Origin of the sequence: Mesorhizobium sp. WSM4976, from assembly GCF_029625685.1 — a bacterium.
GTDB lineage: Bacteria > Pseudomonadota > Alphaproteobacteria > Rhizobiales > Rhizobiaceae > Mesorhizobium.
In genome coordinates, this window is sequence record NZ_JARTVT010000016.1 from 57622 (window position 1) to 76172 (window position 18551).

Here is an 18551-nt window from a genome sequence, read left to right on the forward strand (position 1 = left end):
GACGATGGCGCACGCTTCGCATGATCACGGTTCCGCCGGTCATAGCCACGGCGCCGGGCATGTGCACGGCTCGGCCGACAAGAGGCGGGTGCTGATCGCGGCCTGTCTGACTGGCGGCTTCATGGTCGTCGAGGCGCTCGGCGGTCTGCTCACCGGATCGCTGGCGTTGCTCGCGGATTCCGGCCATATGCTTGCCGACTCGATTGCGCTCGGCCTCGCCTGGTACGCCTTCCATCTCGCCGGGCGGCCCGCCACCGGCCGTCTCACCTATGGCTTCGCCCGGGTGAAGACGCTGGTCGCCTACACCAACGGCATCGCCATCTTCGCCATCGCGCTCTGGATCGTCTACGAAGCCTGGGGGCGGCTGATGAACCCGGCGCCCGTGCTCGGCGGGCCGATGCTGGCGGTTGCGGTGGCAGGTCTGCTGGTCAACATCGCCTCCTTCTTCGTGCTGCATGGCGGGGACCGCGGGAGCCTCAACATGTGGGGCGCCATCCTGCATGTGCTGGGCGACCTGCTTGGCTCCGCCGCGGCAATCGCGGCAGCCCTCATCATCCTGGCAACCAGTTGGACGCCGATCGATCCTATCCTCTCCGTCTTGGTGTCGCTGCTGATCCTGTCGACGGCATGGTCGCTGATGCGCGAGGCGGCGCACGTCCTGCTCGAAGGCGTGCCGTCAAGCCTCGACCGCGATGTGATCGCCAAGGACATCGAAGGTGCAGTCAAGGGCGTGCGCGAGGTGCATCATATGCATGTCTGGTCGCTCGACGGGACCTCCAACATGGCGACGCTGCATGCCTGCCTGAACGACGGCGTCGATGCGCATGCGGCGGTCAGCGCCATCAAGAAGCGGCTTGCCGCCAAGCACGGGATCGATCATGCCACGGTCGAACCGGAATTCGGGCAATGCGCCGATAGCCATGACATGCACGACCACCACCACGATCATGATCACGCGCATGGCGCGCCCGCCGATCGCCGGCACTATCACTGATCGCGATTATGCCTAACAGCCTCGAAGCCAGGAAAGCCTGCTGATGGATCGTGACACACGCAACGCGGCGATCGCCGCGGCTGTGATACTGCTCGTGTTCGGTCTCGCCGCCTATTTCCTACCGGCCATCATGCTGGCCGCAGGCAAGGTGTCGACGGTGCTGGCGGCCGTCATCGCGGTGGTCTTCATGGTGGGGCTGTTCGTCGTCCTATGGCTGCGCGGACGCAGCCAACGCAAGAAAGGTCTCTGAAGATGAGAATTCTGGTCACGGGTGCGGCCGGCATGGTGGGCCGCAAACTTACAGCGCGGCTGGCGAGGGACGGCGCCTTGCGCGGGCGCAAGATAACGGCGCTCGACCTGCATGACATCGTGCCGCCGCAGGCGCCGGCGCTCGCGGGCGTAGATGTCTCGATCCACACCGGCGATCTATCCGCGCCAGGCGCCATGGCGACCCTCGTGGCTGCGCGTCCGGAAGTGATCTTCCACCTGGCGGGCATTGTCTCGGGCGAGGCGGAAGCCAATTTCGATCTCGGCTACCGGGTCAATCTCGACGGCACGCGCGCTTTGTTCGACGCGGTGCGGCTGGCGGCGTTCGCGCCGCGCCTCGTGTTCACCTCGTCGATCGCCGTGTTCGGCGCGCCGTTTCCGGATGTCATTCCGGACGAATTCCATCCGACGCCGCTCACCTCATACGGCACGCAGAAGCAGATGAGCGAAGCGCTGCTCGCCGATTACACGCGGCGCGGTTTCTTCGACGGCATCGGTATCCGGTTGCCGACGATCTGCGTGCGCCCCGGCAAGCCGAACAAGGCGGCCTCCAGCTTCTTCTCCGGCATCATCCGCGAGCCGCTCGCCGGGCAGGAGGCGATCCTGCCTGTGCCGCGCTCGGTGCTGCACACCCATGCCAGCCCGCGTTCGGCTGTGAATTTCCTCATCCATGCGGCCGAAATCGATGGCGACAAGGTCGGACCGCGCCGCAACCTCACCATGCCCGGCGTCGCCGTCACCGTCGGCGAGCAGATCGAGGCGCTGGAGCGCATTGCCGGCACCGAGGTCGCGAAGCGAATCCGCGAGCAGCCCGACGAGACCATCTGGGCGATCGTCAAAGGGTGGCCGACGCGGTTCGAGGCAAGGCGGGCGCGGGAACTCGGCTTTGCGGCTGAAAAGAATTTCGACGAGATCATCCGTGCGCATATTGAGGACGAGCTCGGCGGCAAGATCGCCTGACGTCCGTCGATACTGGGTGATGCTGGCCTAACCCGAAGCTCAATATCGCTTGGGGGCACTGCTCACAATCAGGCGCCGCCCGACAGGCTGGCCGACAGCAGCAGCAGTCCGACCAGGAAGATGAAGCCGGCGCCGCCGATCTCGACGATGGAATGGATGCGTTTGCCGATGCGTCCTTCGCCGGCGAAATAGACCGCCCAGTTCTTGGCCAGCACGGCGATCGTCGCCAGCGCCGAGACGGTGATCGCTGTGCCGATCGACATCGCCAGCACCGACAGCAGCCCGCCCATCCACAATCCATTGAGAAGCGCGAAGCTCAGCACGATCAGCGCGCCGGAGCAGGGGCGGATGCCGACGGCGGCCACCGCCGACCAGGCCGTGCGCCAGTCGAAGCGGTCGCCCGACAGCATTGCCGGATCCGGCGCATGCGAATGGCCGCAGGTTTCGCATACTTCGCCCGGGCCGTGGTCGTGATGCTGATGTTCATGACTGTGGCTGTGCGCGGCATGGTCGTGATGATGGAGATCGTGCGCGCCGTGATCATGGCTATGTGTATGGTCGTGGTGCGCGTGCAGGGCATGCGAATGAGCGGCATGGGCATGCGTTGGATGCGCAAGCCCGTGAGAATGGCCGGCATTGGAATGCGCGTGGGCGTGCGAGTGGGAATGGCCGCTATGCGAATGGCCGGCATGCGCGGCCGAGAGGCTGTAGGCAGGGGCTCTTCCGAACAGGCGCAGCACCGAGGGGCCGAGCTTGCGCCAAAGCAGCCAGGCGCCGAACAAGGTGACCAGCACAAAGCTGGAGATTTCGAGGAACCAGGCGGCGTCGGTCATCGAAACGGTAGTGCCGCGCAGCACGAAATAGGCAAGCATCATGACGACCACCGCCGTCAGGCCCTGCAGCAGCGCCGAGACGAAGGAGAGCATGATGCCGCGCCTCAGCGCGACTTCATTGGCGACCATGTAGGATGAGATCACCGCCTTGCCGTGGCCGGGGCCGGCGGCATGGAAGATGCCATAGGCGAAGGACAGGCCGATCAGCAGCCAGAGCTTGCTGCCGTCCTGGCGCATCGCCTTCATGGCGGCCGCCAGCGAATGGTAGAATTCCTGCTGCCTGAGATTGATCCACATCAGGATATGGGCGAACGGACCCGTGGTGGTCGGCGCCATGCCGTCATTGGTGCCGATCCCGAGCGAGCTTTGCGCATGCGCGGCACCGGGCAAATGGGTGATCACCAGAGTGGCGACCAGCAAGCCAAGCGCCAGGCGGATATTCGCGGGATGCCCCACGAATATCCGCCTGGATTCCCTTGTCTGTCGCAGGTTCCGATCGCAAAACTGTGGGACACTTCTGCGGAACCTGCTTGCGCGTAACGACGGTTTCATCACCAAATCATCCTTCCGGCGCGCAGTCCAATTCGAGCTTGGTGGCGAAGATCTTGCTCATGTCGGTGCCTGTCGGGTCGTTGAAGAATGCGTCCGTCAGGGTCTTCTGGTTTTCCTTGATCGCCTCGTCCGGATCGGGACGAATGACCCTCTTGGTGCAGGTCGAGGGCAGGCCTTCGACGGTCATGTTGGCGTCGTCGGTGAAGTCGATCGCGGTGTAAAAGGTCGGATCGTAGACGCCGATATCGATCTTCCCGGCAAGCTTGATCGGCGTCTTGGGCTGCGACTCGAACAGGATGATCAGCTGGTCGTTGTCGAAATTCGCCATCAGATGCGGCGGCGGCACCATGGGCACGTCTTTGCCGTCCTGGGTGACGAGCTGGAAGTAGTTGAACTCGGCCAGCGAGGAGTGGACGGTGTCGGCCACTTCCTTGAGTTCTTTGTCGTCAAGTTTCAGATCGGAATTCTTATCGAACTCCATCATCACTGTACTCGAAAACAGGTCGTCGAAGCGCCAAAGGTGGCGCAGCGCCGTCACACTTTGGTGATCCTGGCTGAGGATGACGTCGAGCCGGGCCTCGGCAAAGACATGCGGGTGGACTTCAGCCTGCTCGACCGACGCCAATATGGCCGCAAGGGCCGAAGCCAGCATGGTTGCTTGCCGTTTCAAATGCATTCCGTGCCGCGATTCCATTGACTTCGAGGGCGAGCCCGAGAGTTAGCAGAAAGGGGGCGAAATTGGGACGCTTGCTCAGGCTCCCGTATCGCGCGTCTTGAACCATTGTACCAGGAAGTCGACGAACACCCTTACCTTGGCCGGTAGATAGCGGCGGTGCGGGTAGACGGCGAAGATGCCGGTGCCGGCCAGGATGCGGTCGTCGAGCGCGGTGACCAGCTTGCCGGACGCAACGTCGGGGGCGGCGATGAAATCGGGCAGCATGGCAAAGCCCAGGCCGGAGAGCGCGGCGGCTCTCGCCACGATCGGGCTGTTGACCTCGATAGGCCCGGAAACGGCGACGCTGATGGATTCCTCGCCTTCGCCCTTGAAGCGCCAGTTGGCCAGCGAGCGGCCGTTGGTGTCGACGATACAGGGCAGGTTGGCGAGATCCTGGGGCCTCGTCGGCGCGCCATGCTTGGCGATCAGCTCCGGCGACGCGCACAGCCTGACCGAGAACGGCGCCAGCCGCCTGGCGATCAGCGAGGAGTTCTCCAGCCGCGAGATGCGCACGGCAAGGTCGAAACCTTCCTCGACAAGGTCGACGAAGCGGTCATCGAGATGGATGTCGAGCACGATGTCGGGATGCTGCTTGGCGAAGTCGACCAGCGACTGACCGATCGGCGCATCCGCGAAGGTGCGGGCGGCAGACAGCTTGATCCTGCCGCGGACGTCGCCGGAAGACTGGCGCACCGCCTCGGCGAGGCTGTCGACCTCGCGCACGATCTCCGAGGCGCGCTGATAATAGGTGTGGCCGGCTTCGGTCAGCGAGAACTGGCGCGTGGTGCGGTTCAAGAGCAGCGCGCCGAGCTCGTCCTCCAGCTCGCGCACATATTTCGACAAAAGCGCCTTGGAGCGGCCGATCTTGCGCGCCGCCGCCGAAAAGCCTTCCGCCTCCACCACATCGATGAAGGCGCGCATGCGGGTCAATGTATCCATGGTCAGACCTTTCGTGCCGCGTCGAGAATCCTGCGGCCGAGCCGTATCAGGGCAACGTCGCTGCCGGAAGGCCCAAGCAACGACAGGCCGAAAGGTGCGCCGTCAATGGAGCCGATCGGCAAGGTGATCTGCGGAAAGCCCGAAAGACCCGAAAGGCATAAGAGATGCAGCGCCCTTTCGCGGTAGGTCTGGAACTGTTCCGGGGTGCTGGCGGCGAGTGGCGCTGCGCCGGGAACGGTGGGCAGGACGAGAAAGCCGTTATTGCCAAGCAGGGCGCCAAGCTCGGCCCGGAAAGCCAGCCGCCGCGCCGCTTCGGCGCCGGCACTTTTGGCATCTATGGTGCGGCCGAAGGCAAAACGCTCCTCGACGCCCGGGCTGAGGCGGCCGCCGGCCGAAATCCACGGGCCATGCTCACGCCAGGCCTCGAAGGCCTGCAGGCGGCGAAAGCACCAGTAAAGCTCGTCGGGGAATGAGGCGATGGTGTATTCGGTCTCCACGGGCTGGCCTATGACAGAGGCGGCCAGCGCCTTCATCCGCGCATATTGCGCGGCCTCCGCCGGACCCATGACGAAGGCGTCGAGCCTGCCGATCGACAGCGGGCGGTTGAGCGGGTGCTGATGCGGGTCGCGGCCCAGCAGCAGCTTGCCAACCGTCTCATAGGTCTCGATATCGTCGGCGAACCAGCCGAAAGTGTCGAAGCTCGATGCCAGCTTCATCGCGCCGTCGAGGGAAATGCGGCCATGGGTGGTGCGCAGCCCGATCAGGCCGCAGAAGCTCGCTGGGGCGCGGATAGAGCCGCCGGTGTCGGAGCCCGTGGCTATGTTCGCAAGCCCGCCGGCAACCGCGGCGGCCGAACCGGAGGAGGAGCCGCCGGTGACGCGCTCGGGTGCGGCCGGATTGATCGGGTGGGGGAAATGCGCGTTCTGGCCAAACAGCGAGAAGGCCAGCTCGTCGGTCTGGGTCTTACCGACGAATCGCGCGCCGGCATCGAGGATCGCCTGCACCGCTTCGGCCGTGCGCGAGGCGGCATGCGCCTCCTCGAATTTCTGCGGGTTACCGCAGCCGGTGCGGTAGCCGGCGACGTCGTAGATGTCCTTGACCGCAAGGCGCAGGCCGGCGAGCGGGCCCAATTCCGCATTCGCCACAGGCATTTGGCGCAGATCGAGGAAGGCGTTCAGCGGTCCTTGAGTTCCTGGCATCGTTCGATTTCCGGATACAGTGCGACAAACATTGTTCGATGCCGGAAATTTTACAACCTGGGCTCACGATTTTTATTGATTGTGAAACCCTTCGCTTCTATATCGCGCTTGCCCAAAGTCGCACGTGCCTGTGGGTGTCCGCCGATCCTCGAATGGTGAGGGCAATCGGTAAGGTAACTGGAGCCAACCCCTCCAGTCGGTCAGTGGCCAACCACAAGACCGAGGACACCTTGAAGCAACGACGGTGCGGGCCTTTCTGGTTCTCTTCCGGTTGTCCAAAGACCGGGGTTACTAAAGAGGCACACCTTCATTGCCGGCAGTGCGGACGGGGTTCTCCCATCCAAGCCAAGGCAGACAAAGCGAACCGAGGCCGGGCAAGGCCAAGGTTCATCGCCGCGAGACGGCATTTCATGGTTCCGGGGTCTCCACCGGCTGGTTCCATGGATTTGACGTCCCGCCTTTGTTTGACCGCGAGTTCGCGAGGCTGAGCGCCCGCGTTCCGCAGCCTTTGTGCGCGCCGAAAGGCGTTATGGAGAGACCCCGATGGCCACCCAGCGCATCCTTGACTTCCTCGCCACCCGACGTCCGAACGGTCCCTGCCTCGTCGTCGACCTCGATGTCGTGCGCGACAATTTCCGTGCCTTCGAAAAGGCGTTGCCCGATTCCAGGATCTACTATGCGGTGAAAGCAAACCCGGCGCCGGAGATCCTGCGCCTCCTTACTGCGATGGGATCGTCCTTCGACACCGCATCGGTTGTCGAGGTCGAGATGGCTATGGACGCGGGTGCGCCCGCGGAACGCATTTCGTTCGGCAACACCATCAAGAAGGAGCGTGACATCGCGCGCGCCTATCAGCTCGGCATCCGCCTCTACGCCGTGGACTGCGTCGAGGAGGTCGAGAAGATCGCCCGCGTCGCGCCCGGCTCGCGCGTGTTCTGCCGCGTGCTGACCGACGGCGAAGGCGCGGAATGGCCGCTGTCGCGCAAGTTCGGCTGCGTGCCGGCGATGGCCGTCGACGTGCTGCGCCATGCCAAGGGCCTCGGCCTCGAAGCCTACGGCGTGTCGTTCCATGTCGGCTCGCAGCAGACCGACCTGTCGGCCTGGGATCGCGCGCTGGGCGACGCCAAGAAGGTGTTCGCGACGCTCGCCGAGGAAGGCATCGTGCTCAAGATGGTCAATATGGGCGGCGGTTTCCCGACCCGTTACCTGAAGGACGTGCCCGCCGCGCAGGCCTACGGCCAGGCGATCTTCTCGGCGCTGCGCAAGCATTTCGGCAACGCGCTGCCCGAGACGATCATCGAGCCGGGCCGCGGCATGGTCGGCAATGCCGGGGTCATCAAGTCGGAAGTCGTGCTGATCTCCAAGAAGGCCGACAACGACAGCGTGCGCTGGGTGTTCCTCGACATCGGCAAGTTCGGCGGTCTCGCCGAGACGATGGACGAGGCGATTCGCTATCCGCTGGTCACCCGCCATGACGGTTCGGAGACCGCGCCTTGCGTGCTCGCCGGCCCGACCTGCGATTCGGCCGACGTGATGTACGAGAAGACGCCTTATCCGCTGCCCTTGTCGCTGACCATCGGCGACGAGGTGCTGATCGAAGGCACCGGAGCCTACACGACCACCTATTCGGCGGTCGCCTTCAACGGCTTCGAGCCCCTCCGATCCTACGTGATCTGAGCAGTTCGCAAGAAACCGCTCAGATCAACCCGGGTGGGTGCTGTCATCCGCCCGGGCTCGCTTGTGGAACAGATCTCCGCTCGTGAAGGATCGCGGACATGGAATACTTGACCAAATCGGCCATCGCGGCCACCGAAATTGCCCCCTCGTCCGGACCGTCGGCTGAGCTTTTCTCCGCGGGGGAGAAAGGCTCGACGGCAGTGCTTGCGCCCTCCCTTGCCCTCCGGGGACAGGCTGGCTCGCGCGGCGCGCCGGACGAGGGGGCCGCCCAGGCGCCGGCCTTCGTCATCGTGGGCGAGGGCGCCGGCGATGCTGCGGCGCGCGAAGCGCTGCTCGACCGCGCCATGGGGCCGAAGCGCAAGAAGAAGTCGTCCGAGAAGCTGCGGCGTGGCCGTCGGCCCTCGGAGGGCCTGGCCTTCGTGGCCCGCGATGCGTCGGGCATCGTCGTCGGCACGGTGCGGCTTTGGGATGTGATGCTGGGTGAGGGCGGCCCGGCGGCGCTTCTGCTTGGCCCGCTGGCGGTCGAGCCTGGCTTGAAGAGCGGAGGCATCGGCTCGGCGCTGATGCGGCACGCGGTTGCCGAGGCCGCGCGGCTTGGCCATGGCACGATCCTGCTCGTCGGCGATGCGCCCTATTACGAGCGGTTCGGCTTCTCGGCCGGTCGCACCGGAGCGCTTGCCATGCCCGGCCCCTATGAGCGGCACCGGCTTCTGGCGTTGGAACTAAAGGACGGCGCGCTGGATGTGGCGAGAGGCACGATCAAGGCCGCCGGCCGCAAGATCAAGGGGCAGGCGCCGGGCTTCGTCGCCTGATACCTTTGTTTTCACGCAATTCCGGACGGAAAATCGCCTCGACAAATAAACATAACGCCGCCCATGGCGCGGCGTTCTTGTCTTCACGAGGGATCAGCCGAGCAACTGGCTGAGCGCCATGGCGACCGTCATGTCGCCCTCGACCTTGAGCTTGCCTGCCATGAAGGCCATGGTCGGATTGAGGTCGCCGGCGATCAGCGAATCCAGATCGTCGAGCGACAGCTTCACGGTGCAGTCGGACGGCGCGTCGGTGGTCGAGACGGTCGCGCCGTCGATGACGATGACGCCATCACTACCGGTGTCGAACTTGACCGAATGCTCGAAACCTGCGCTTGCCACGCGCGACCTGATCTTGTCGGCAATCTCCTGAACGCCCATGGCGGTTCTCCTCGTTGGTTGCGTTGACGCGCACCGGCGCTTGGCCGCTGGGCGAGGTAGGCGCGCCGCGCCTGCGCGGTGGCCCTGTCACCGGCGCATATAGCTTCGAGTTGACGTAAACGTCAACGCGGTCACCGTGCGTCATGTCGCAACAGGGGTAAGCGCGGTTGAGGGATCCGTGCCGAGCCTGGGCGATCAATGCTCCGGCGCGGCCTTGAACGCCTTGGTCATTGCCGCCGCGGTTTCTCCGGCGCCCCTGCGACGGCGCAGCGCGTTGTCGCGGATATCATCCTTGGAGAGGAAGTTGACCTGGTCGATCAGCACGTCGTGCACCAGCTCGACGCCAATGCGGGTGTTGATGGTGTCGCGGATCGACTTGCGGAAGGCGTCGAGATCGATCGATTCCTTCTTCGTGAAATCGATCTGCGGATTGGAATAGAGGTAGGAATAGACTTGGTCGGTCATCAGCGCCTGCGCCGGGACCGACAGCTTCTTCATCTGTTCCGGCTCGACCGTGTAGACGAGCTTGGTGAGGAAATAGCCGTCGATCGTGCCATCGCGCAGCAGCGGCACCGAGATCATGTCGCTCTTGACGTAATCGAGGCCGCCCAGCATCGGCTTCGGCGGTTCGGGCGCGCCGCGTTGGCTGGCCGCCTGGAAGGAATAGAAGACGGCACCGAGCGTCACGGCGCAAATCCACAGCGCGGCGGCGATGAATTTTATCACCGGACCTGCCCTCGGGCCGCGATCGTTGTCATCAGGCCCTGGCCATTCCGAACTCGCCGACCGAATAGGTGCCGTCGGTATCGGCGCGCTGGATGGCATTCCTCAGAAGCGTGGCGACCTCGTTGACGGCGTTGAGATGGGCAAGGATCGCCGCTTCGTTCTTGGCCAGTTTCTGGCGCAGCCTGAGCAGGCCCTCGCGATGCTGCTCGAGAAATTCGATCTCGTTGGCGCCCTTGAGCGCCCGGTTCAGCTCGTAAAGATACCGGCTCTTGCGCGCGTTCGAGGATTTGAGGTCGTAGGCCGTTCCGCTGCGGATGCCGGCAGTCTCCTCGTCCACGACTTCCTCGATGCGGCCGATGATGGCGGCGAGGTTGCCGGGTCGTGCGGCGGCGGGCGCCTCCATTGCATTGGCACGCGCGGGAAGGTTGGAAAGGTCCGTCTGGTCGGCCATGTAGGTCCCTAGATCTTGATGTCCGTTTTTATGGTCGTTTCGTCGCCGGTCATCGACCGTGCGGCCTTGCGCTCAAGCTCCTCGACCATCGAGGTCGAAAGCCTGGTTTGCTGGTCGATCTCCGCTTTTTGCGGTCCGCCGGTGACCGGGCCGACCGGCACCTTCTGCTTGCCGTCGAGATAGTGGTCGGCAAGCATTGATCGGGCGATGCCGATGCCGCCATGCGCGGCCATGACGTCGGCCACCTTTTCGGCGAGCTGCGACTTCCACATGTCGCCGGCCAGACCCTTGCCGTAAACGCCCTCGGTGTCCTTGGGCATCATGTTCTGAATGAAGGTCGTCAGCACCATCGCCTCGAAGCGCTGGAACTTCTTCGCGGGATTGGCGGCTTCCGCCTTGTCGGCAGTCGCGCGCGAGAGCACGGAGCCGGCATCGACAGTCGCAGACGGATCGAGGGCGAATGGCGCCGAAGCGCCGTTCGCTCGTCTGGCGAGCGCCGCCCGCGCGGCCTCGACATCTGCCGGCTCCGCTGCGCGGGCAACGTCCATGACGATGTCGCTTGGTGGGGAAATGGCCAAGAAAATTCGCCCTTTGCCGGTTTTGTTATCTGCACAATGGCTGAACAAGCTTGTGGCAGGCTTGCGAAGGCTAGTCGTCGTCCCTTCGCCTCTGCGTGATGAGGTCGAGCCGCTCGCGGTCGGAGCGCTCGCGCTCGTCGCGGCGGCGCACGTCCTTGTAGGCACGCTCGACCATGTTGGTGCGCGCCATCGCAGTTGCGATCAGCGCGGCCTCCTGCCTGGCATCTTCCAGGTTCTGTTTCTGCCGGCCGAGCGCATCGTTGATGCGCTTGTGGTAGAGCGCAGGAAAGAGGCCGGCGAGCGATTTGTCGGTGTCGAAATGCTCGATCAGCTCCTTGGCCTCCGCTTCGGCTTTGACGGCGGCGGCGACGAAACCGGCATGGCGGGTCTCGTGCAGCGCCTTCAACTGCTCCTGCACCTTGACCAGTTTCTTCAGGCGGTCCTTGCGCGCGGTCATGGCTATCTCGCCAATGTGAGGTCGACGAAGCCGTCGACGAAGAGCGACAGCAGTGTCCCGACGGCGAAATAGAAGATGATCATGCCGCCGGCGATGACGAAGGGGAGGGATATGAAATAGACCGGGATCTGCGGCGTCAGCTTATTGACGAAGCCGATCGTCAGATTGACCAGGATGGCATAGGCGACGAAAGGGCTGCCGAGGCGAATGACCAGGAAGAAGGCGTCCGACACGGTGTCGGTGACGTCGACCAATGCTGCCTGCGGATTGAAGAACACGTTGACCGGGGCGACCTGATAAGAGGCGACCAGCGCCTTGACGATCTCGTGATCGAAATCGAAGACGAAGAGCAAAAGCAGCGCCGAGAACGAGATGATGGCGGCGAGTGCTGCCTGCGGCTCCGGCTCCTCGATCGCAGGGCCGCCCGAGCCGCCATAGCCGATCAGCGTGGCGATGGCCGAGCCCATGAAACGCAGCGCTTCCATATAGAGCCTGGTCATGGCGCCGATCAGCCCGCCGACCAGCAGCTCGGAGACGATCATCGGCGCCAGGACCTGCGGGCGCGGATCGACGAACGGATAGATGCGGTCCCACAGGAAAGCGAGCAGGCCGCCAGTGGCGGCGACCGACACGAACAGCCTGATCTGCAGCGGCACGCGGGCGCTCGACAGGCCCGGCATCAGCATGAAGCAGGCACCGATGCGGCAGAAGGCGAGGAAGGCGGCGATGACGACGCCTTGCGAGAGCGCGTTCACGAGATCGTTCCGAGCACCTTGATCTCGACGCCCTTGGCGATCTCGACATGGCTGAGCACCGGCAATGTCGTGAAAAGCCGCTCGATGATCATGCGCACATAGGGACGCGCGTCGGGCGCGGTGACGAGCACGAAGCGCTCGCCGGCCTCAAGATGCTTGCGGATCGCCTTGGTGGCGTCTTGGCCGAATTCCTCGAGCTGGCGCGGATCGATGTCGAACTCGCGCACCTCGCCCTTGGCATCGCGCTTGAGGCTCTGGTGGAAGGCGAGGTCCCAGCGGTTGCCGAGGCGCAGCACCTTGAGCATGCCGCCTTCGGAGAGGTCGCCGCAGATCTGCTGCGCCATGCGGATGCGCACATGCTCGACGATCTGCTCGGTGCGGCGTACATGCGGTGCGATCTCCGCGATGGCCTCGATGATCAGGTGCAGGTTGCGGATCGAGACGCGCTCCGCGAGCAGCAGCTTGAGCACCGCCTGCAGGCCGGGGTAGGAGATGTGCGAGGTGCAGATCTCGTCGGCGAGCTTGCGGTATTCCGGATCGAGCCGTTCCAACAGCGCCTTCATGTCCTTGTAGGAGAGAAGCTGCGGCAGGTTGTTGCGGATCACCTCGGAAAGATGCGTGAGCAGCACCGACATGTTGTCGGCGAAGGTGAAGTTCTCGCGCCTCAGGTCCTCGGCGAAGGTCTCCAGCACCGAATAGGCCCGCATGCCGAAGGCCGGCTCGCGGATCTCCTCGCCGGGGATTTCCGGGATGCCGCGCGTGCCGAGCAGGACCATGATCTCGCCGACGCGCATCTGGTATTCGGCGACCACCGTGCCGTGCACCTTGATCTGATAGCTCTTGGGCGGAATGGCGAAGTCGTCGGCGACGCGGACCTCCGGCACCACGAAGCCGTATTGCTGGGCAAATTTCTTGCGCATCTTCGACATGCGGAACACCAGTTCCTGGTGCGCCACCATCAGCCGGGTCGACAGCTGCTTGCCGATCAGGAGCTCGATCTCGGCGGTCACCAGCGAAGCCTTGACCGAGTTCTTCTCTTCTTCGACCTTGTTCGCCTTCTCCTGCGTCTTCAAGGCATCCGCGGCGGCGCGTTCGCGGCTTTGGCGCAGCGGAATGATATAGCCGAGACCGGCCATGCCGCCGGCGAGCGCGAAGAAGGGGAACAGCGGCAGGCCGGGCATAAGGCCGAGGATGACCAGCAGCGAAGCCGCGACATAAAGCGCGCGCGGATGCGCGCCGAGCTGGCCGAACACCGCTTGGTTGGCCGAGCCGCGCGTGCCGCCCTTGGAGACGAGCATGCCAGCGGCGAGAGAGACGATAAGCGCTGGGATCTGGGTGACGAGGCCGTCGCCGACCGACAGCTTGATGAAGACGTCGGCCGCCTGGCCGAGGCCCATGCCGTGGCGCAGATAGCCGATGGCGATACCGCCGACGATGTTGATGGCGGTGATGATCAGGCCGGCGATGGCGTCGCCGCGGACGAATTTCGAGGCGCCGTCCATCGAGCCGAAGAAGGAGGATTCCTCCTCCAGCTCGCGGCGGCGCAGCTGCGCCGTCTTGTCGTCGATCATGCCGGCGGAGAGGTCGGCGTCGATCGACATCTGCTTGCCGGGGATGGCGTCGAGGGTGAAGCGCGCGCCGACCTCGGCGATACGGGTGGCGCCCTTGGTGATGACGATGAAGTTCACCACGATCAGGATCATGAAGACGATGAGGCCGATGACGAAGTCGCTCGACATCACCAGCTTCGAGAAGCCGGAGATCACATAGCCGGCGGCATGCGTGCCCTCATTGCCGTGTGACAGGATCATGCGCGTGGTGGCGATGTTGAGCGACAGCCTGAGCATCGTGGCGATCAGCAGCACGGTCGGGAAGGACGAGAAATCGAGCGGCCGCTGGATCCACAGCGCCACCATCAGGATCAGCACCGACAGCGCGATCGAGAAGGCAAGCCCGATGTCGATGAGGAAGGCGGGAATCGGCAGGAACAGCACCGCCAGAATGACGACGATGCCGAGCGCGAAGAAGACGTCGCGGCCGTTCTTCGCCACCATGCCGGACGGTAGTGTTTCGCTGATCGCCATGTCGTCCCCAAATCAAGACCCGCCACGCACAGGACAGGCCCTCGACCGTAACCGTCCAAGCTTGCGCGAAGGTGGGAGAGCGGCTACGCCGCCTCGACCCGTCGGAACGCAAGGAAAATCGCATGCTGCTGATCATCGGCACGGTTCGGCTGCCGGCCGACAAGCTCGAACAGGCAAAGCCCGCAATGCAACGCATGATCCTGGCAAGCCGCGCCGAGTCGGGCTGCCTCGGCTATTCCTACGCGCAGGATGTACTGGACCTGGGCTTAATCCATGTTTCGGAAGCCTGGAGCGATCGCGCCGCGCTCGAAGCCCATTTCAAATCGGCGCACATCGCGGAATGGCGCGCGAGCTGGGCGGAACTCGGCATCGTCGATCGCAAGCTCACACTTTACGAAACGGCCGGCGGTGCACCGATCTGACCCTTCGAGACATTTACGCCTGCGGCGCGTCCGCGGTCGCGACGGCAACCAGCCAGCGCCGCACGGCGCGTTCCTCCTCGGCGGAGAGGCTGGCGGTCAGCTCGCCCTCAAGCCTGTAGACGCGTTCCCGGCATTTCTTCAGCAGGCCGCGGCCGCTGTCCGTGAGGTCGAGATGCTGGATGCGGCCGTGAACGGCATGCGGCCGGCGGACGAGGGAGCCGGCTTTTTCCAGATTGCCGACAATCACGCTCACCGTCTGTGGCGTCAGCACGGCCAGCCGGGCCAGGTCGGCATTGGACAGGCCGGGATAGGCCGAGATCATGGTAAGCGCCGCAAACTGGGCCTGCGTCACGCCATATTCATCGAGCGCCCGCTCTACCTTCAAGCGGTAGGTGCCGGCCGCCTGGCGCAGTAGATATCCGAGATAGCTTGGCTCGCCGCGTTTGCCTTCACCGGCGGACGGAATGGAGGGATTCCCCTTGCGCATAATATCAGAACTCTTATATGTTGTTCGTATACTGATATTATCTTATCGAGGAGCGAAAGACGATGGGCCATCGCATTTTTCTCGCGGGCGCCTCGGGCGCAATCGGCCGCCGGCTGGTGCCGCAGCTGGTGGCTGCCGGGCATCAGGTGACGGCGACGACGCGCCAGGCGGCAAGAGCCGAGGACCTTCGCGCGCTCGGCGCCGATCCGGTGGTGGTCGACGTGTTCGATGCCAACGCGCTGCGCGCGGCAGTCGTGGCAGCCAGGTCCGAGATCGTCATTCATCAGCTCACAGACCTGCCGGCAGGGCTCGATCCGTCTAAGATGGCTGAGGCAACCACCCGCAACGCCCGCATCCGTGACGAAGGAACCCGCAACCTCGTCGAGGCGGCCAAGGCGGCTAACGCCAAGCGGCTGATCGCACAGAGCATCGCCTGGGTCTATGCGCCTGGTTCAGAACCGCATGCCGAGACGGATCCGCTGGACAGCGGCGCCGAGGGCGGCCGAGCCGTCAGCGTCGGCGGCGTCATTGCGCTGGAGAAGCATGTGCTCGGCGCTTCGCCGGTCACTGGCATCGTCCTGCGCTACGGCCATCTCTACGGACCGGGCACCGGAGCGGAAAGCGCCGCGGAGCCGGCCGTCCATGTCGACGCCGCCGCTTACGCGGCTCTGCTTGCCGTCGAACGGGGTGAACAGGGCGTCCTCAATGTCGCCGAGCCGAACAGCCACGTCACGACCGACAAAGCCGTCAGCGAGCTTGGCTGGCGCGCCGGTTTCAGGCTATCGGGTGAGTGAGGCCATCATGACCGAAGACGTTTCTTCGCCAGGCCTCGTGTTGCTCGGCGTCGCCGCGACCACAGCGGGACTGCTTGGCATGGCCGCAGTCCAGGCCAACAGGGCAACCACCGTGACCGGCGGAATGGACCTGCATATCCACAAGATGGGGGCCAATGCCGGGGAAGGGGCGGCGGCGCGTCCGACCACCACGGTGAAGCGGCTGTCCTGCGAAAAAACTGCCGAATGTTCCCGGGCATTCGATCACCACGGCTTTGGTCGAATTCCCGCCCAATGCCTACACGCCGCGACATCGTCATCCCGGCTCGGTCACGGCCTTCGTCATGAAGGGAGCGCTGCGCTCTCAGATGGAGGGCAGCCTGGCGGTGACCTACACTCAGGGCCAGACCTGGTTCGAAGCGCCTGGCGCGATCCATGCTTTCGCCGAAAACGCCAGCGCTACCGAGCCGGCTGAGTTGCTGGCGATCTTTGTCGCGGAGGACGACTGTGGCCCGCTGACCATTCCGGTAGCTGAGTAAGTCTATCTCCTTGGTTGCGCTGCAAGTCTTGTTTAAGGCTAATTCGCGCAACGCCAAAATGGCGCCACAAGCGGTCGGCATTGCGATTGCCACGCATAGCGGCCGCGCGTATCACCCACGGCAGCTGTTTTCTTCCGCATACCGGCGAGCCGTTCCGTTGCCTGCCAGAAACGACCCACAAGTCTATGCCCGCCGACTTCGCGCGGTGCTGATCAGCTCGATCCCCGTGCTCGAGGCGCGCGGCATCGTGATCGTTCTGATGGCGGGCCTGGTCGGCGTGATCGCGGGGGCGCTTGTCACCGGTATGAGCGCGCTGGTGCAAGGCATGCACTTTCTGCTGTTCGACGTGCAGCCGGGCGGCCGGCTGTCGGCGATGTTCTCGCTGGCCGACCCTGTGCAGGCGATGTTTCCGGCGATCGGCGGCCTGCTGCTGGGCCTTTCCGTCATTTGGCTCAGAAAGCGCAAGTTCCGCACGCCGGTCGATCCGATCGAGGCCAACGCGCTCTATGGCGGGCGCATGTCGCTCACCGACACTTTCATCATCGTGGCGCAAACAATGATTTCGAGCGGTTTCGGCGCCTCGGTCGGATTGGAGGCCGGCTACACGCAGGTCGGCTCCGGCATGGCTTCCCGGCTTGCACGCGCCTTCCACCTGCGCCGCAATGACGTGCGCATCCTGGTCGGCTGTGGGGCCGCCGGTGCGATCGCCGCCGCCTTCGACGCGCCGCTGACCGGCGCCTTCTATGGTTTCGAGCTGGTCATCGGCATCTACTCCGTCGCCAATGTGGCGCCGGTGATGGCGGCCGCGATCTCTGCCTCCCTGACGGCGGAAATGTTCGGTGGCGTGCCGTTTCCGCTGGAACTGTCGGGTCTGCCGAATTTGACCGCGAGTGAGTATGTGCCATTCCTGCTGCTGGGGCTGCTTGGCGGGGCAGCTTCGATCGCGATCATGCATCTGGTGAGCATCGTCGAGTCGCTCTTCGTGCGGTTGTCGATCGACGCGTCGGTCAGGCCCTTCATCGGCGGCATCTTCGTCGGTCTGCTCGGGCTGGTCACGCCTCAAGTGCTCTCCAGCGGCCATGGCGCGCTGCATCGCGAGTTTGCCATGAATTACGCGCTGCCGGTGGTGGCGAGTGTCTTCGTGATGAAGCTGGCCGCCTCGGCCATCTCGCTCGGCTCGGGCTTCCGCGGCGGCCTGTTCTTCGCCTCGCTGTTTTTGGGAGCGTTGCTCGGCAAGGTCTTTGCCGGCGTCATGGCGCTGACAGCGCCGTCGGCCGGCATCGACCCAGCGGTCGCTGCTGTCGTCGGCATGACCTCGCTTGCGGTCGGCGTCGTCGGCGGTCCGCTGACCATGACGTTCCTGGCGCTGGAATCGACCCGAGACCTGACGCTGACCGGCGTGGTGCTGGCGGCCTCGATCATGTCGGCGATCCTGGTGCGCGAGACCTTCGGCTACTCCTTCTCGACCTGGCGCTTCCACCTGCGCGGCGAAACGATCCGCAGTGCGCATGATGTAGGCTGGATGCGCAGCCTCACCGTCGGCTCGATGATGCGCAAGGACGTCCGCACCATTCCCGCTTCGACCACCCTTGCCGAATTTCGCAAGGAGATCCCGCTCGGCTCGGCGCAGCGCGTCATCGCCGTCGAGCAGGCTGACCAGTATGTCGGCATGCTGCTGGTGCCGGAACTGCATAGCGATCGCTCCGATGACGATACCCCCGTGAGCGCGCTTGCCCAGTTCAAGGACGCAGTGCTGGTGCCCTCGATGAACGTCCAGACCGCGGCCGAGACCTTCCAGCGGACGGGCGCCGAGGAACTGGCGGTGGTCGAGGACTTCGACGAACGCATCGTTCTCGGCCTGCTCACCGAAAGCCATCTGATGCGCCGCTACGCCGAGGAACTCGACAAGGCGCGGCGCGATCTGGCCGGCGAAGGTTGACCCCGATCGACAGC

Annotated in this window: 21 protein-coding genes; 9 read left to right on the forward strand and 12 right to left on the reverse strand. The window is 64.5% G+C overall.

What is annotated here, in order from left to right; genetic code table 11:
• The first annotated feature begins 4 nt into the window (after nt 1-4).
• Genes P9272_RS20010 through denD form a run of 3 tightly spaced genes read left to right on the forward strand, consistent with a single transcriptional unit; the run spans nt 5 to nt 2221 of the window.
• On the forward strand, nt 5-994 hold the full coding sequence (locus P9272_RS20010) for a cation diffusion facilitator family transporter (protein ID WP_278161878.1): 990 nt from the start codon (nt 5-7) through the stop codon (nt 992-994).
• A gap of 43 nt (nt 995-1037) precedes the next feature.
• Complete coding sequence (locus P9272_RS20015) at nt 1038-1244, forward strand: hypothetical protein (protein ID WP_126059583.1); 207 nt, start codon at nt 1038-1040, stop codon at nt 1242-1244.
• A gap of 2 nt (nt 1245-1246) precedes the next feature.
• Complete coding sequence (gene denD, locus P9272_RS20020) at nt 1247-2221, forward strand: D-erythronate dehydrogenase (RefSeq protein ID WP_278161879.1); 975 nt, start codon at nt 1247-1249, stop codon at nt 2219-2221.
• Between the two features lie 68 nt (nt 2222-2289).
• Here the strand turns inward: denD and P9272_RS20025 are convergent, their stop codons facing one another.
• The 4 genes from P9272_RS20025 to P9272_RS20040 form a co-directional block, all read right to left on the reverse strand.
• The gene (locus P9272_RS20025) at nt 2290-3510 is read right to left on the reverse strand and encodes a nickel/cobalt transporter (protein WP_278161880.1); all 1221 of its coding nucleotides are present in this window, start codon (nt 3508-3510) and stop codon (nt 2290-2292) included.
• A gap of 103 nt (nt 3511-3613) precedes the next feature.
• Nucleotides 3614-4282 carry a DUF1007 family protein gene (locus tag P9272_RS20030; RefSeq protein ID WP_128256049.1) on the reverse strand — a complete coding sequence of 223 codons (669 nt, stop codon included), beginning with the start codon at nt 4280-4282 and terminating at the stop codon, nt 3614-3616.
• Nucleotides 4283-4357: 75 nt separating this feature from the next.
• Nucleotides 4358-5260, reverse strand: a complete 903-nt coding sequence (locus P9272_RS20035; protein WP_128256048.1) for a LysR family transcriptional regulator — start codon at nt 5258-5260, stop codon at nt 4358-4360.
• 2 nt (nt 5261-5262) lie between these two features.
• Complete coding sequence (locus P9272_RS20040; protein WP_278161881.1) at nt 5263-6459, reverse strand: amidase; 1197 nt, start codon at nt 6457-6459, stop codon at nt 5263-5265.
• Between the two features lie 543 nt (nt 6460-7002).
• Here P9272_RS20040 and odc2 point away from each other — a divergent pair.
• Entirely contained in the window at nt 7003-8136 is a 1134-nt protein-coding gene (odc2, locus tag P9272_RS20045) for an ornithine/lysine decarboxylase (protein ID WP_278161882.1), read from the forward strand.
• A gap of 98 nt (nt 8137-8234) precedes the next feature.
• The gene (locus P9272_RS20050; RefSeq protein ID WP_278161883.1) at nt 8235-8948 is read left to right on the forward strand and encodes an N-acetyltransferase; all 714 of its coding nucleotides are present in this window, start codon (nt 8235-8237) and stop codon (nt 8946-8948) included.
• A 93-nt stretch (nt 8949-9041) separates the two neighbouring features.
• Here the strand turns inward: P9272_RS20050 and P9272_RS20055 are convergent, their stop codons facing one another.
• From P9272_RS20055 to flhA, 7 genes are all read right to left on the reverse strand, one after another.
• Nucleotides 9042-9326 carry an SCP2 sterol-binding domain-containing protein gene (locus P9272_RS20055; protein ID WP_128256044.1) on the reverse strand — a complete coding sequence of 95 codons (285 nt, stop codon included), beginning with the start codon at nt 9324-9326 and terminating at the stop codon, nt 9042-9044.
• A gap of 195 nt (nt 9327-9521) precedes the next feature.
• A complete protein-coding gene (locus tag P9272_RS20060) occupies nt 9522-10052 on the reverse strand; it encodes a hypothetical protein (RefSeq protein ID WP_278161884.1) in 531 nt (176 codons plus the stop codon).
• 31 nt (nt 10053-10083) lie between these two features.
• Nucleotides 10084-10503: a hypothetical protein gene (locus P9272_RS20065; RefSeq protein ID WP_128256042.1), complete on the reverse strand. Its 420-nt coding sequence runs from the start codon at nt 10501-10503 to the stop codon at nt 10084-10086.
• A gap of 8 nt (nt 10504-10511) precedes the next feature.
• Nucleotides 10512-11081 carry a rod-binding protein gene (locus P9272_RS20070; protein ID WP_278161885.1) on the reverse strand — a complete coding sequence of 190 codons (570 nt, stop codon included), beginning with the start codon at nt 11079-11081 and terminating at the stop codon, nt 10512-10514.
• Between the two features lie 70 nt (nt 11082-11151).
• Nucleotides 11152-11538 (reverse strand): hypothetical protein, encoded by a 387-nt coding sequence (locus P9272_RS20075; protein ID WP_278161886.1) that lies wholly within the window; start codon nt 11536-11538, stop codon nt 11152-11154.
• 2 nt (nt 11539-11540) lie between these two features.
• A complete protein-coding gene (gene fliR, locus P9272_RS20080) occupies nt 11541-12293 on the reverse strand; it encodes a flagellar biosynthetic protein FliR (protein WP_278161887.1) in 753 nt (250 codons plus the stop codon).
• Nucleotides 12290-14377, reverse strand: a complete 2088-nt coding sequence (gene flhA, locus P9272_RS20085; protein ID WP_278161888.1) for a flagellar biosynthesis protein FlhA — start codon at nt 14375-14377, stop codon at nt 12290-12292. Before flhA ends, fliR begins: the two co-directional genes overlap by 4 nt.
• Nucleotides 14378-14499: 122 nt before the next feature.
• Here flhA and P9272_RS20090 point away from each other — a divergent pair, with 122 nt between their 5' ends.
• Nucleotides 14500-14799 carry a putative quinol monooxygenase gene (locus tag P9272_RS20090; protein ID WP_278161889.1) on the forward strand — a complete coding sequence of 100 codons (300 nt, stop codon included), beginning with the start codon at nt 14500-14502 and terminating at the stop codon, nt 14797-14799.
• A gap of 13 nt (nt 14800-14812) precedes the next feature.
• On the opposite strand, the gene P9272_RS20095 is transcribed toward P9272_RS20090, so the two are convergent.
• Nucleotides 14813-15286, reverse strand: a complete 474-nt coding sequence (locus P9272_RS20095) for a MarR family transcriptional regulator (protein ID WP_278161890.1) — start codon at nt 15284-15286, stop codon at nt 14813-14815.
• Between the two features lie 62 nt (nt 15287-15348).
• Here P9272_RS20095 and P9272_RS20100 point away from each other — a divergent pair, with 62 nt between their 5' ends.
• The 3 genes from P9272_RS20100 to P9272_RS20110 all read left to right on the forward strand — a co-directional run bounded on the left by P9272_RS20100 (nt 15349) and on the right by P9272_RS20110 (nt 18537).
• Nucleotides 15349-16080, forward strand: coding sequence for an NAD(P)-dependent oxidoreductase (locus P9272_RS20100; RefSeq protein WP_278161891.1), 732 nt, complete (start codon nt 15349-15351; stop codon nt 16078-16080).
• Nucleotides 16081-16322: 242 nt separating this feature from the next.
• On the forward strand, nt 16323-16598 hold the full coding sequence (locus P9272_RS20105; protein WP_278161961.1) for a cupin domain-containing protein: 276 nt from the start codon (nt 16323-16325) through the stop codon (nt 16596-16598).
• 157 nt (nt 16599-16755) lie between these two features.
• Nucleotides 16756-18537, forward strand: a complete 1782-nt coding sequence (locus tag P9272_RS20110) for a chloride channel protein (protein ID WP_128256034.1) — start codon at nt 16756-16758, stop codon at nt 18535-18537.
• Nucleotides 18538-18551: the final 14 nt, after the last annotated feature.

What these genes read in the sequence shown, in the direction of transcription:
- P9272_RS20050 (WP_278161883.1), top strand. Translation starts at nt 8,235, where the DNA reads ATGGAATACTTGACCAAATCGGCCATCGCGGCCACCGAAATTGCCCCC.
- P9272_RS20065 (WP_128256042.1), bottom strand. Translation starts at nt 10,503, where the DNA reads ATGGCCGACCAGACGGACCTTTCCAACCTTCCCGCGCGTGCCAATGCA.
- flhA (WP_278161888.1), bottom strand. Translation starts at nt 14,377, where the DNA reads ATGGCGATCAGCGAAACACTACCGTCCGGCATGGTGGCGAAGAACGGC.
- P9272_RS20095 (WP_278161890.1), bottom strand. Translation starts at nt 15,286, where the DNA reads ATGCGCAAGGGGAATCCCTCCATTCCGTCCGCCGGTGAAGGCAAACGC.
- P9272_RS20035 (WP_128256048.1), bottom strand. Translation starts at nt 5,260, where the DNA reads ATGGATACATTGACCCGCATGCGCGCCTTCATCGATGTGGTGGAGGCG.
- P9272_RS20030 (WP_128256049.1), bottom strand. Translation starts at nt 4,282, where the DNA reads ATGCATTTGAAACGGCAAGCAACCATGCTGGCTTCGGCCCTTGCGGCC.
- P9272_RS20090 (WP_278161889.1), top strand. Translation starts at nt 14,500, where the DNA reads ATGCTGCTGATCATCGGCACGGTTCGGCTGCCGGCCGACAAGCTCGAA.
- P9272_RS20075 (WP_278161886.1), bottom strand. Translation starts at nt 11,538, where the DNA reads ATGACCGCGCGCAAGGACCGCCTGAAGAAACTGGTCAAGGTGCAGGAG.
- P9272_RS20015 (WP_126059583.1), top strand. Translation starts at nt 1,038, where the DNA reads ATGGATCGTGACACACGCAACGCGGCGATCGCCGCGGCTGTGATACTG.
- odc2 (WP_278161882.1), top strand. Translation starts at nt 7,003, where the DNA reads ATGGCCACCCAGCGCATCCTTGACTTCCTCGCCACCCGACGTCCGAAC.
- P9272_RS20010 (WP_278161878.1), top strand. Translation starts at nt 5, where the DNA reads ATGGCGCACGCTTCGCATGATCACGGTTCCGCCGGTCATAGCCACGGC.
- P9272_RS20040 (WP_278161881.1), bottom strand. Translation starts at nt 6,459, where the DNA reads ATGCCAGGAACTCAAGGACCGCTGAACGCCTTCCTCGATCTGCGCCAA.
- P9272_RS20055 (WP_128256044.1), bottom strand. Translation starts at nt 9,326, where the DNA reads ATGGGCGTTCAGGAGATTGCCGACAAGATCAGGTCGCGCGTGGCAAGC.
- denD (WP_278161879.1), top strand. Translation starts at nt 1,247, where the DNA reads ATGAGAATTCTGGTCACGGGTGCGGCCGGCATGGTGGGCCGCAAACTT.
- P9272_RS20100 (WP_278161891.1), top strand. Translation starts at nt 15,349, where the DNA reads ATGGGCCATCGCATTTTTCTCGCGGGCGCCTCGGGCGCAATCGGCCGC.